Genomic DNA, 11,781 nt, shown 5'->3' with positions numbered 1-11,781 from the left:
CTGCCTGTCTGTTCATGTTTCATTACTTATTCGACAAGTAGGTATGAATTTCCTTACCATAGATTTCTAAGGTCTTTAGTTCAACTTATATAGTTGTGAATGTTTCACGAACAGGCAGGAATTTAACGCATGCTTCGCGAATGGTTTGTCCATGAAGCCATCGGGGGGAACAACCAGTCCATGAGTACAGCAAATGAAGACAAGGCCACCAAGTGGCAAAAAACGCGGCAGTTGGGCAAAGCGAAATATGTCATGTACTACGGCGTTGCCATGTGGGGTTTATCGCTGGCGGTGCTGTTTACGGCGATCGAATGGCTGACGCAGCAAACGCTTACAGCGTCCTGGTTTACGCTCCGCATCATCGTATTCGGGATTATCGGCTTTTTTATCGCGAACTTCCGTTGGGACGGAAACGAGCGCAAATACGCGCCTCGCCCAACGAGCAAGAAGCGCTGAGCTGCGGCAAAATAAGGAACAGACGGCCCGCCTCAAGGCGCAGACGTCTGTTTTTTTTATTTCCTTGCTTTACGGCTTACGCCTTCTACAGCCGCGCTTCAAATGTTTAAAATTCAAATAAACACTTGACTTTAGTAAGTTACATGTTTTATTATACTTACATAAAGTAAGTTATTAAATTTGATTCATCCTATCCCTTGTTTCGCCACATTTATAAGGAGGCTTCATTCTTATGTCCAACGTACTTTTTATTAAAGCAAACGACCGCCCGGCCGATCAGGCCGTGAGCGTAAAGCTGTATGACGCATTTCTGAAATCGTACCGCGAAGCTCATCCGCAAGACCAAATTACCGAGCTCGACCTGTTTGCAGCCAACCCGCCTTATTACAATTCCGTTATGATGACCGGCCTGTTTAAGCAAGGTAAAGGTCTGGAGCTGACAGCGGAAGAAAAAGCGGCAGCCGATGTCGCCAACGCTTATTTGGATCAATTTTTGGCTGCGGACAAAGTCGTTTTCGCATTTCCGCTCTGGAACTTTACGGTTCCGCCTCAATTGACGACTTACTTGTACTACCTCTGCCAAGCCGGCAAAACGTTTAGATATACGGAAAAAGGACCGCAAGGTCTTGTAGGCGACAAAAAGGTCGCTCTGCTGAACGCGCGCGGCAGCGTTTATTCCGAAGGACCGATGGCTTCGCTTGAAATGTCGCTGAACTATGTTAAAACGGTCTTGGGCTTCATCGGCGTGACAGATCCGACCACGGTCGTTGTCGAAGGCCACAACCAATTCCCGGATCGTGCCGGAGAAATTGTGGAAGCCGGTCTTCGTCAAGCCGAGCAAATCGCATCCACATTTTAATTTCATAGCTGCTAACCATCGTCGGCCCCTGCCAAAGGGGCCGATTTTTTTTGGGCTTTGTGCCTAAGTTGCCCTCCGGATGAATAGGGTTTCCTTTGGGACAAAACAGAAAATCTTCTCATTTTTTTTGTACCTTTTCGCAAACTCGTATATGATAATGTTGGGGTCCTCTTCCCCTCCTTATACAACTTTACATATTGTTTAGCAAATTTGAATGAGAACGAAGGTGCATGAAAAAACTATGTCTGAAGCCAATCCAACTATTTTGATTTTATATGCCAGCTACGGCGACGGACATCTTCAGGCAGCCAAGGCGCTGCAGCAGCGTTTTGCCCGCTTGGGGATCGACCGGGTCAAGCTTGTGGACCTGCTTGCGGAGGCCCACCCCTGTATAAACGCCGTTACCCGTTACATTTACCTGAAAAGCTCTACCCTGGGGCCGGATTTATACGGCTGGAGCTTTTATTTTACTCAGAATTTAAAGCACGATACGGCGTTTGCCAAATCGCTGAACCGGTTCGGTTTGCGCAAATTCAAGCAAATGCTGCAGGCCGAACGGCCCGATGCGATTATTTATACGTTCCCGCTGCCGGTCGTCTCCGGGATGATGTCCCCCAACGGCACGCCCGTCCGGACGTATACCCTATTAACCGACTTTGTCCTTCATCAGCGCTGGATTCATCCGGATATTGATAAATATTACGTAGCCACGGAGCAGTTGAAGCAGCAGGTTGCTGCTTCCGGTGTGCCCAAGCACCGTATTGCAGTGAGCGGCATCCCGCTCCGCAGCCCATTCAGCGACCCGATCCGACCGCAGGACGTCTTCCGGAAGTACGGCATGGAGCCTTCCAAGCCCGTCGTTCTCCTGATGGCCGGAGCCTACGGCGTACTGAAGCACATCAGCCGAATGGGGCCCGCGCTGCTCCAACTGGACGAAATCGAGCTTGTGATTGTGTGCGGCAGAAACAAACCGCTCAAGGGACAGATCGAGTCATCGTTTGCCGGTCATCCCCGTGTCCGCATTCTCGGATATGTCGAGGACATTCACGAGCTTATGGCGGTCTCGTCGTGCTTGATTACGAAAGCCGGAGGCATTACACTCTCGGAAGCTCTGGCCATGCGTCTGCCGGTTATCGTCTACCGCCCCCTCCCCGGCCAGGAGAAGGAAAATGCCCGCTTCTTGTCAGAGCAAGGAGCAGTCGAAATTGCGCAGTCTTCGGATGAGCTGATTTCGCTTGTGAAACGGATCGTCTCTCTCCCCGGACAAGCGGAACGAATGAAGGCCGCCATGGAGAATTTGTACAGCGGAGATGCGGCGGAGGCGGTCGTCTCGGATGTGCTCGAAGGTCTCTCCCGGACCAATACCGAACTTTTCGGCTAGAACGGAAACTTGTATTTTTGCTCGTCATCCCGGAGGTGCATAGGTCAGGTGCTGCGAAAAATTGCAATGGACAAAGACGTACTGCCGCTTGCACTCATTTTGTTTTTGGTCGAATTCGTTCGGGGCGCCTATCTGGTCTCCTTTTTGCCAACCTATGCGACGGGCATCCTTGGTCTTACCGTGGCCGTTATCAGCGCCGCCGTATTTGGCATTGGCGTCTCTCCGGTATGGCTTGTCTGTCTCAGTAAAATTAAGGAAGAGAATCGAGCGTCCCAAATGGGTATCCTTTATACGATATGGCTGGTCAGGTTAGGGTCCGGCTTTGCCTACTCCGCGTCCTTCCCGCATGGAACGCCCTTTTGGCGGACTATGTACCGAAAAACCAGCAGGGCCTCGGGTGGGGATTGTTTTCGAGTGTGGAAGGGATCGGTGTCGCCATCGGTCCGGTGATCGGCGGATGGCTCGCCACCACGTTTCTATGAACCGGCCGCCATATTGACAAGTGCAGCTCTGTTAGGGGGGATTGTTTTGTTTTATGGTTTCGTTCCTGTAGAAAGAGTAATGGAACATGGCTGAGTCGATCACGATCCTCGTTATTGTCCTTACCTTATATACACTGATCCCTACATTTCTCATGCGCGTCTTCTCGCTGGGCGCGTATCCGAAAGAAAACACCGAGCATGGCATTGCGCTCACCTTCGATGACGGTCCGGACCCGAAATATACGCCGATTCTGCTCGACCTGCTGGCACGGCACGGCGTCAAAGCCACCTTCTTCGTGCTCGGGTCCAAAGCTGAGCGTTACCCCGAATCGATTCTACGCATGCACAACGAGGGCCACCTGATTGGGGTTCACAATTATGTCCACCGTACCAATGCCTTGATGATGCCTTGGAAGGTTAGAAAGCAAATTAACCGGACCGCCGAGGCGATCGAGAAAATTACTGGCAAGTCCCCTCAATTTTACCGCCCGCCTTGGGGGGTTGTGAACATCTTTGACTTTTTCCTGTCCCGGCGATTCCACATCGTGCTCTGGTCGCTTATTGTCGGGGATTGGCTCAACCGGACGGGTAAGGAGACCATTAAGAAGCGGTTGTTTGCTCAGCTTCAGAGCGGTTCGGTGATCGTGCTTCATGACAGCGGCGATACGCTCGGGGCGGACCCGGATGCGCCGGAGCTCATGATCGCCGCGCTCGATGAATTTTTGACGGAAACGGCGCGTCACGGCTTTACGTTCGTCCGGATCGACGAGCGGTTTCCGCTGAACGAGCCGGAGGATCGCTTACCTGTGGACCGGCCGAAGCGGAAACGATGGATTGCCGCGGTCTGGCTGCAGTGGGAACGGTTCTTTCAGTGGCTGCTTCAGGTGCGGCCGATCGACCCGTTTAACGCGCTGCTTCAGTTTCGGGTGTGCCGGTATCATGGCAAACGGATTCCGTTGAATGACGGACAATTCATCGAACCGGGCGACCGCGTTATAGAGCTGCACCTCGACAATGCGACGCTGCTCGGCTTTGGGATGAAGACCAGATCAACGATGCAGTTGGCCGTGCAATTGATCCGCACAATGGAGCGGTGCATGCCGCACGTATCCGAGCGGCTGGCTAGCGATCCGACGCTCCGTGACGTAAAAGGCTTATACGGCGTCTCGATCATCCATCGCGGCGCTTCCCAGCTCGGATTTACCGTCTCCGATCTGCCCAAGGGCATCTTTTTATTTTGTTCCAAGCTTTACTTACGGTGGCTGCTGTACGTCATCCACCCGCAGGGCAAGCGAAGACTGGACACGAAGACCGCGCTGCTGACGCCGAAAATGATCGCTATCTCCGCAAACGAAGTGTGCCGGAGATACCCGTCGTTCAGCTTCCACAATCCGGAGCTGACCTCGAACCCGCTGATGGCCGGAAGTGGCTACGACGAAAGCATGGTTCAAAGGATATAAACGAAATATCAAAAACAAAGAGCCTGCAATCTTCGGGATTGCAGGCTGTCAAGGAGTGTATATATTAAAAAGGGGGTCAATTGTTATTATAGGCAAGGAACGTTAACGCAGGATGAAATTCAGATTACAGTTTTGTTACATTTGTATGGTTGCCGTAACTAGGCATCTGCGTCTGGAGCCGGGTCGCCGCCGATTTTTTTCTTCATGATCAGTTGAGTGAAAAACAGCAGCACCTCATTATTTGCAAACGAAACGCCCAGTCCGAACAGACCGAACATCCGGGAAAACTGCTGTTCGGAGCCCGTAAAAGCCGACGACCACCACCAGAACGCACCGGCCGTCAGCAGAACGTTGACCACCGTCCCCACCAGAAACGAAAGCAGAAGCTTTTCCGTCTTCCACATCATAAGAACCCCAACGAGTCCCGTTAATACAAACCCGGCTCCCAGCATGAGCCAGTAAATCGCATCGTATGTCAAGGCAAGTTCCACTCCTGTTCAGTCGCATGTTTATCCCTTCCAAGGTTACCATGAAAGAAGAAGCGGTACAACAAGTTACACGGTTCGCCGCAAAACTGTCAAACTCCCGCCGTCTGGTCATCGTCCTTCAAGAAGCGTATAATAGAATGGATTACCCATTCAGGAGGTGCCGACATGGCCAAAAGTCAAGCATGGAAAAAACGGCGGAAGCTGGAGCGCGAAGGCTCTCGCAATCCCGAGTTGAACCGCGGAAACTGGCACGGCGTCGTTCCCGTCGAACGCACGACCCCGACGCTGAACGAGAAACAAAGACGTTTAATAGATAAGCACAAAAAGAAATGGAACCGCACGCTGCCCCCGGACAGTGACGGTTCCATTTTTTGTTGTTTCCCGATTGCTTCGGCGCCAGGCCTTATACAATATCGGTTCCGTTTAGACGCTGCTTCGCATACAGCGCGCTGCCGACGATACCCGCATCTTCAATCCGTTCCGCAGGCTTGATGACGAGATCGTCCAGATAGAACGAAAGCGTGGATCGCTCGATTTCCTTGCGCATCGGCGCGAACAATCGCTCGCCCGCCAGCGACCCGCCGCCGCCGATCACGATCGCCTCCGGGCTGAACATCGGAATCACTGCAGCCAAACCCCGGCCGAGCAGCGTCCCCGTACGTTCCATCACGGCAATCGCCGCAGGGTCTCCTTCGTCGTATGCGCGGGATACGTCCGCGGCCGTCAGCTTCTGAAGGTTGTCCCCGGAGAAACGCTCGGCCAAGATCGTCGATTCGCCCCGCTGCACCGCTTCCTTCGCTTGACGGGCAATGCCCGTTGCCGAAACGGCCGTCTCCAGGCATCCGGTCATCCCGCAATTGCAAGGATAGTCAAGGCCCGGAACCGGGATGTGTCCGAATTCGCCGGCGCGTCCGCCGCTGCCGTAATACAGCCTGCCTTCGTTCACCATCGCCGCTGCGAGCCCCGTCCCGACCGTAAGGCCGAACACGTGCTTGTAGCCTTGTCCTGCCCCGGCTACCGCCTCGCCATACACATACATCCGCACATCGTGGTTGAGGTAAACGGGCATTCCGCCGAGATGCTTGCTCAGCTCCGACGTAACCGGGACGCATTTCCAGCCAAGGTTGGCGGCGAATAGCGACACGCCGTTCACATGATCGACAAAGCCGGGAATGCCGATGCCGACCGCCTCCGGCGATACGCCCGCTTCCGCGATCAATCCGCTCACAGCTTTCCCCAGCCGCGCAATCACATCATCGCTTCCCCGCTGCGGCTCGGTCGCCACCTTCGTCATGCGCAGCGTCTGTCCCGTCTCGTCCGTCAAACCGCAAACCATATTGGTACCGCCGATATCGATTCCTACGTAATGTTTCACCGGATCTCCTCTTTTCTATGCGTTTCGCTCTAGTAATCTCCCCATCAGAGGACGGGAGTTGCGAGCTCCGCCAAGTACAGCGCGATCCCCTGCTCTTCCAAATGCCGCTTCAGCTTCTCATCGGCCGGCTGGTTCGTCATGCAGCCCTGCACGGCCGTCAGCGGCGCGATGCTGAACAGCGAAGTCCGGCCGACCTTCGTATGGTCGAAGACGGCAACCGTTCGGCGCGACCGCTTCAGCATCAGCCGGGCGATATCGGCTTCCTGCTCGGAGAAGGTGGTCAAGCCCTGCTCCTCGGTAACGCCGTCCACACCCAGAAACATCATGCCGATGTTGACGCTGTCCACAATTTTCTCCGCAAGCGGGCCACACAGTTCGAAGCTGTTGCTCCGCATCACTCCGCCGGTTAATACCACCTGAATGCCGTCGCTCTCGGACAACTCCATGGCGATGTTCACCGCGTTGGTCACGACGGTAATGCCCCTGCGCAGCTTGAGCTCCCGGGCGATTAGAAACGTGGTCGTGCCCCCGCTCAGCCCGATGACGTCGCCTTCCTCCACCAGTGAAGCGGCCTTGGCCGCAATGGCTTCCTTTTCCAGCCACAGCAGCTCCTTCTTCTCGTTGAAGGGGACTTCCCTGCCGGCAGACGGAGATGGCGTATCCAACTGCGCGCCGCCCAGGCTGCGGATCAGCCCGCCCTGCTTCTCCAGCAGGTCTAAGTCGCGCCGGGCGGTCGCTTCCGAGCATGCGAACTTGTCAATGATCTCTTGAATCGTAATTTTTCCTTGGCGTTTCAGCAAGTTCATAATCTGCTCGCGCCGCCGGTCGCCCTTGCTGAGCATCTTGCCGCTCATGGCATCCCCTCCCGTCGTTCCCATCCGTTTGCCAAACTCGCTTGACAATCTAATGAAATAATAAATCATTTTTTTGACGATATCAATCAATTTCAATCAAACGGAAAGTAAGAGCCGGCTATTGCGGCACCGTATGAACAGGCTTTCCTTCGAGGAAAGCCCGGACATTTGCGCACGCCGTGTCCATCAGGCGGGCCCGCGCTTCCTTCGTCGCCCAAGCGATATGCGGGGTAACGATGCAGTTCGGGGCCGCGAGCAGCGGGTTGTCCGGGTGCGGCGGCTCTGCCGACAGCACGTCCAGACCCGCGCCCGCGAGGCGGCCTTCGCGCAGCGCCGCGGCCAGATCGCTCTCGACGACGAGCGGGCCGCGGGCGGTGTTGATCAGCATCGCCGAAGGCTTCATGAGGGCGATGCGGTCTTGGTTGATCAGCCCGTGCGTCGCGGGCGTGAGCGGGCAGTGCAGGCTGATGACGTCAGCCTGCCGCAGCAGCTCCGGCAGCGTCACCCATTCCACCCCCTCCACGGGGGTGGAATGGGTGCGTCCGCTGCCGACGGCGATGACGCGCATGCCGAACGCTTCGGCGATGCGCGCGGTTTGCCGCCCGATGCGGCCGAGCCCGATCAGGCCCATCGTTTTCCCCGCCAGCTCCACGAGCGGCGTCTTCGTGAAGCTGAAATCCGGGGAAGCGCTCCATTCCCCGGATTTCACCGCTTCGTCGTGCCGCCCGACGTGCTGGCACAGCTCCAGCAGCAGGGCGAACACGAACTGCGCCACCCCTTGCGTGCCGTAAGCCGGCACGTTGGTTACGACAATGCCTCGCGCCGCCGCCGCTTCGGTATCGATAATGTTGTAGCCCGTCGCCAGCACCCCGATGTAGCGAAGATTCGGCAGCCGCGCAATCGTATCCGCAGATAGCGGCGTCTTGTTCGTCAACACGATACCGGCGTCTTTGGCCCGATCTGCAATCTCCTCGACCGGCGTCCGGTCGTACACAGCAACCGATCCCAATCGTTCCAGCTCTTCCCAGCTCAGATCGCCGGGATTCAGCGTATAGCCGTCAAGTACGACAATCTGTTCCATTCCAAACCTCCATGTCAGCCCTAAAGTCCCGTTCCGCCCGATCATCCGTCAAGGAAGAGCGCGACCTAAGTATCTCCATCATACCGTTTTTTCCGCAAAGCGTAAATCGAAAAGGCCCCGCTCTCCGCCTCATGCCCCTACGAAAAAAGTCCCGCCCGCAAAGTCTTCTCAAGACCTTGCAAGCGGAACTTTATGCCAAGTCTGAATGCGACCCACCAAAGCTAGTACGGTCAGCATAATGATCTTTTTCTTCATTCGGATGAAGCTCCTTTCCTAAGGTCCCGTATCGGTGTCTGCATACTTAAACCAGCGTGGACATGGCAGCCCAGAGTGCGGAAAACTTTTTGAAACCAAAGTGGGGGACTTGCGTATTACTTAATATTTTGTCGAACTCTATTTTTACCGGGTAAATTAAGGGGGCTATTATGGTACACCGACAAGATTTATATGAGCTGGAGGAAGCGTTCCGCTTAATGTTTCGCAAAGTGAAAGCCAGATGGACCCGCTTTGAAGCGCACGGGGTCTCCGCCTCCCAAGCGGTTATTCTGGAAAAATTGCAAAACGAAGGTCCGCTGAAAGTCTCACAAATCGCCGACGCGCTCTGGATCACGTCGGGCGCGGTGACATCGCTTTCCGATAAGCTGATTTCCGGCGGGTTCGCCGAAAGAACCCGCTCCGAAGAAGACCGGAGAGTGGTCTATATGGAGATTACCGAGAAGGGAAAAGAAATTATCGAGGAGCTTCGCCTGCACCGCCAGCGAGTCGTCGAGGAATATTTCGGAAAGCTGCCCGACGAGGACATTAAACAATTGACCCGCATCTGCAAAACGATATTGACTGAAAAGCAAGAAGTGAACGTGTAAGCGGCGAAGGCAACCCAGTCGGGAAGCCTTCGTTTTGCTTTTCTATCATTTTTTCGCGAAACGTTCATAAACTGGTAGCATACGGCAGGAAAGGATGCGATCCTATTGGTCCATACGATCTCGTTTCTCATGTGCCTGATGCTGCTCGGCATGATCATTGTCGCTTTTATGGCTGCGCTGCTGGAGTTCGTTTTGCGCGATACAACGGATTACGATATGGAATATTTATGGAATCATAAGTATACGCTGGAGGATTTGCACCTGGACGGGCGGAAAGAAGAAAAATGACAGGCAGTTATAGGAGGCTCCCGGGCGGCGATATCGCTCGGGAGCTCTTGTTTTTATTACTTGCTCCAGGAACGAACACGTGCTATATTATCCAATATCCCAATCATCGGATGTTTGGAGGTTTACAAGATGGAACTGAAACAAACCACGCGCTCCACGCTGGTGGAACAGGTCGTTTCCCAGATGGAATCGCTTATCGAATCCGGCCATTGGCCGGTCGGGTCGCGCATCCCGGTTGAACCCGAGCTCGTCAAGCAGCTGGGCGTCAGCCGGAATACCGTTCGCGAGGGGGTGCGGGCCCTGATTCACGCCGGACTTCTGACGGCGCGCCAAGGCGACGGCACTTACGTGCGCTCTTCGAGCAGCCTCGGGCCCGCTCTCGTGCGCCGACTGCGGCGCTCGAACGCCACAGAGACGCTGGAGGTACGCTGCGCGCTCGAACAGGAAGCGGCAAGGCTGGCTGCCATGCGGCGTACGCCGGAGGACATCGAGACGTTCCGCTCCCTGCTGTCGGCATGCGACGCCGCCGCAGTTGCGCAGGACGTCGAAGGCTATATCGAAGCGGACCTGAAGCTGCATCATGCGATCGTCCGGGCAACCCGCAACAGCGTATTGATCGACCTGTACGAACATATGACCGATGCCTTGGAATCGTCCATCGATCAGACCCTCGACCTCTCGATCATCGTAGACGGAGCTTTTCGCACGCACTGCCAAATGGTCGACGCCATCGTCGCCCAAGACCCAGCTTCGGCCGCCGAAGCCGTGCGCCGCTATATCCGGGAATCGCTGAACCTTCTGCAAGAAGATGTGCGCAAGGAGGATTCCCTATGATTCCGGCTCAAGATGCCGTCAGCTCCCGAGCACAGACCCGTGCCGGTCTAAGCCTGCTTATTATCGGCATCGTCTTGATCGCCGCCAACCTGCGCGCTCCGTTAACGGCCGTCGGGCCGATTATCGGAGAAATTCGCGGGGAAACGGGGATTTCCAATACGTGGGCAGGCATGGTGACCACCTTGCCGCTACTTGCTTTCGCGCTCCTCTCGCCGCTCTCGCCGCGGATCGCCCGGCGGCTGGGCATGGAGCATACGCTGTTCGCCGGTCTAATCGTCCTGCTGGCAGGCATTTTGCTGCGCTCGCTGTCTTCGGTCGCGGCGCTGTTCGCAGGCACGGCGCTCATCGGGATCGCCATTGCCGTCAGCAACGTGCTGGTGCCGACCTTGATCAAGCGGGAGTTCCCGAACAACGTCGGAACGATGACCGGCATTTATTCCGTCTCCATGAATCTATGCGCCGCTATCGCTTCGGGGGTCAGCATCCCGATTTCGCAGGGGCTGGGCTTGGGATGGCGGGGGGCGCTCGGCAGTTGGGCGCTTCTGGCCATCGTCTCCCTCGCCGCCTGGCTGCCGATGCTTCGTTCGCGCCAGCGTCCGCAAGCAGTACAGACGAGTGCGGACGGCAAAAAAAGCGATTCGCTCTGGCGCTCTCCGCTGGCTTGGCAAATTACGCTGTTCATGGGACTGCAATCGCTGTTCTTTTATGTCAATATTTCCTGGCTCCCTGCGATATTTCAGGATCGCGGCATGAGCGCGGTGTCCGCCGGCTGGATGATTTCGATCATGCAGTTCGCCAGTTTGCCTTCGACGTTCTTTATGCCAATCCTGGCCGGACGGCGTTCCGATCAGCGTGGCTTGGCCGTCGCCGTCGCCTCCGCATTTATAGCCGGGTATCTCGGACTGCTGTTAACCGATGTGGCCTGGCTGGTTCCGCTCTGGGTCATTCTCGCCGGCATCGGCTCAGGGTCCAGCTTCGGGCTGGCCATTATGTTCTTCGCCCTGCGCACGAGTTCGGTTCGTCAATCGGCGGAGATATCTGGCATGGCCCAATCGTTCGGGTATTTGCTGGCCGCGGTCGGCCCGACGCTCTTCGGCTTCATTCACGACTCGACAGGCGGCTGGACGATTCCCCTGCTCCTGCTTCTCGTCGCTGGAGGCGGGTTGCTGCTAGTCGGTCTGAAGGCTGGGAAGCACGGGTACGTGACGGCAGCAGCCGACAAAGAGGCGGACGCTGCCAAGGGGAATCGCTGAGCAGGTACGTCAAAACGCGGGAAGTCCGGGGAGGGCTTCTCGCGTTTTTTCATGTTATTCGCCCGGTGTGCGAACGCTAAAAAGCCCGATACGACCGGGTACGATCG

General features: G+C 55.7%; 13 protein-coding genes. 9 read left to right on the top strand and 4 right to left on the bottom strand.

Features of this window, described 5'->3' with window-relative positions; genetic code table 11:
• Positions 1-180 precede the first annotated feature (180 nt).
• From BLO51_RS25495 to BLO51_RS25475, 5 genes are all read left to right on the top strand, one after another.
• Positions 181-456 (top strand): hypothetical protein, encoded by a 276-nt coding sequence (locus tag BLO51_RS25495; RefSeq protein ID WP_090676321.1) that lies wholly within the window; start codon positions 181-183, stop codon positions 454-456.
• A gap of 232 nt (positions 457-688) precedes the next feature.
• Positions 689-1,315, top strand: coding sequence for an FMN-dependent NADH-azoreductase (locus tag BLO51_RS25490; RefSeq protein ID WP_090676318.1), 627 nt, complete (start codon positions 689-691; stop codon positions 1,313-1,315).
• A 241-nt stretch (positions 1,316-1,556) separates the two neighbouring features.
• Complete coding sequence (locus BLO51_RS25485; RefSeq protein WP_167670333.1) at positions 1,557-2,696, top strand: MGDG synthase family glycosyltransferase; 1,140 nt, start codon at positions 1,557-1,559, stop codon at positions 2,694-2,696.
• A 359-nt stretch (positions 2,697-3,055) separates the two neighbouring features.
• Complete coding sequence (locus BLO51_RS31080) at positions 3,056-3,178, top strand: hypothetical protein (RefSeq protein WP_342672474.1); 123 nt, start codon at positions 3,056-3,058, stop codon at positions 3,176-3,178.
• A gap of 86 nt (positions 3,179-3,264) precedes the next feature.
• Positions 3,265-4,638, top strand: a complete 1,374-nt coding sequence (locus tag BLO51_RS25475) for a polysaccharide deacetylase family protein (RefSeq protein ID WP_090676315.1) — start codon at positions 3,265-3,267, stop codon at positions 4,636-4,638.
• Between the two features lie 158 nt (positions 4,639-4,796).
• Here BLO51_RS25475 and BLO51_RS25470 read toward each other — a convergent pair whose 3' ends face one another.
• The 4 genes from BLO51_RS25470 to BLO51_RS25455 all read right to left on the bottom strand — a co-directional run bounded on the left by BLO51_RS25470 (position 4,797) and on the right by BLO51_RS25455 (position 8,436).
• Positions 4,797-5,117, bottom strand: coding sequence for a hypothetical protein (locus tag BLO51_RS25470; protein WP_090676314.1), 321 nt, complete (start codon positions 5,115-5,117; stop codon positions 4,797-4,799).
• Between the two features lie 412 nt (positions 5,118-5,529).
• The gene (locus BLO51_RS25465) at positions 5,530-6,501 is read right to left on the bottom strand and encodes an ROK family protein (protein WP_090676312.1); all 972 of its coding nucleotides are present in this window, start codon (positions 6,499-6,501) and stop codon (positions 5,530-5,532) included.
• 44 nt (positions 6,502-6,545) lie between these two features.
• Complete coding sequence (locus tag BLO51_RS25460; RefSeq protein ID WP_090676310.1) at positions 6,546-7,355, bottom strand: DeoR/GlpR family DNA-binding transcription regulator; 810 nt, start codon at positions 7,353-7,355, stop codon at positions 6,546-6,548.
• Between the two features lie 118 nt (positions 7,356-7,473).
• Complete coding sequence (locus tag BLO51_RS25455; protein WP_090676307.1) at positions 7,474-8,436, bottom strand: D-2-hydroxyacid dehydrogenase; 963 nt, start codon at positions 8,434-8,436, stop codon at positions 7,474-7,476.
• Positions 8,437-8,861: 425 nt separating this feature from the next.
• Here BLO51_RS25455 and BLO51_RS25450 point away from each other — a divergent pair, with 425 nt between their 5' ends.
• The 4 genes from BLO51_RS25450 (at position 8,862) to BLO51_RS25435 (ending at position 11,674) form a co-directional block, all read left to right on the top strand.
• On the top strand, positions 8,862-9,299 hold the full coding sequence (locus BLO51_RS25450; RefSeq protein WP_090676306.1) for a MarR family winged helix-turn-helix transcriptional regulator: 438 nt from the start codon (positions 8,862-8,864) through the stop codon (positions 9,297-9,299).
• Between the two features lie 105 nt (positions 9,300-9,404).
• Positions 9,405-9,587: a hypothetical protein gene (locus BLO51_RS25445; protein ID WP_090676304.1), complete on the top strand. Its 183-nt coding sequence runs from the start codon at positions 9,405-9,407 to the stop codon at positions 9,585-9,587.
• Positions 9,588-9,716: 129 nt separating this feature from the next.
• Positions 9,717-10,421, top strand: coding sequence for a FadR/GntR family transcriptional regulator (locus BLO51_RS25440; protein ID WP_090676302.1), 705 nt, complete (start codon positions 9,717-9,719; stop codon positions 10,419-10,421).
• Positions 10,418-11,674 (top strand): CynX/NimT family MFS transporter, encoded by a 1,257-nt coding sequence (locus BLO51_RS25435; protein ID WP_090676300.1) that lies wholly within the window; start codon positions 10,418-10,420, stop codon positions 11,672-11,674. Before BLO51_RS25440 ends, BLO51_RS25435 begins: the two co-directional genes overlap by 4 nt.
• Positions 11,675-11,781: the final 107 nt, after the last annotated feature.

Source organism: Paenibacillus tianmuensis (assembly GCF_900100345.1).
Taxonomy (GTDB): Bacteria; Bacillota; Bacilli; order Paenibacillales; family NBRC-103111; genus Paenibacillus_G; species Paenibacillus_G tianmuensis.
The sequence above is the reverse complement of the archived record's forward strand: the minus strand, read 5'-3'. Positions and strand labels throughout refer to the sequence as shown.

Coding starts and splice junctions, on each gene's coding strand:
- BLO51_RS25450 (WP_090676306.1), top strand. CDS start 8,862: ATGGTACACCGACAAGATTTATATGAGCTGGAGGAAGCGTTCCGCTTA.
- BLO51_RS25475 (WP_090676315.1), top strand. CDS start 3,265: ATGGCTGAGTCGATCACGATCCTCGTTATTGTCCTTACCTTATATACA.
- BLO51_RS25460 (WP_090676310.1), bottom strand. CDS start 7,355: ATGAGCGGCAAGATGCTCAGCAAGGGCGACCGGCGGCGCGAGCAGATT.
- BLO51_RS25455 (WP_090676307.1), bottom strand. CDS start 8,436: ATGGAACAGATTGTCGTACTTGACGGCTATACGCTGAATCCCGGCGAT.
- BLO51_RS25440 (WP_090676302.1), top strand. CDS start 9,717: ATGGAACTGAAACAAACCACGCGCTCCACGCTGGTGGAACAGGTCGTT.
- BLO51_RS25490 (WP_090676318.1), top strand. CDS start 689: ATGTCCAACGTACTTTTTATTAAAGCAAACGACCGCCCGGCCGATCAG.
- BLO51_RS25495 (WP_090676321.1), top strand. CDS start 181: ATGAGTACAGCAAATGAAGACAAGGCCACCAAGTGGCAAAAAACGCGG.
- BLO51_RS25435 (WP_090676300.1), top strand. CDS start 10,418: ATGATTCCGGCTCAAGATGCCGTCAGCTCCCGAGCACAGACCCGTGCC.
- BLO51_RS25485 (WP_167670333.1), top strand. CDS start 1,557: ATGTCTGAAGCCAATCCAACTATTTTGATTTTATATGCCAGCTACGGC.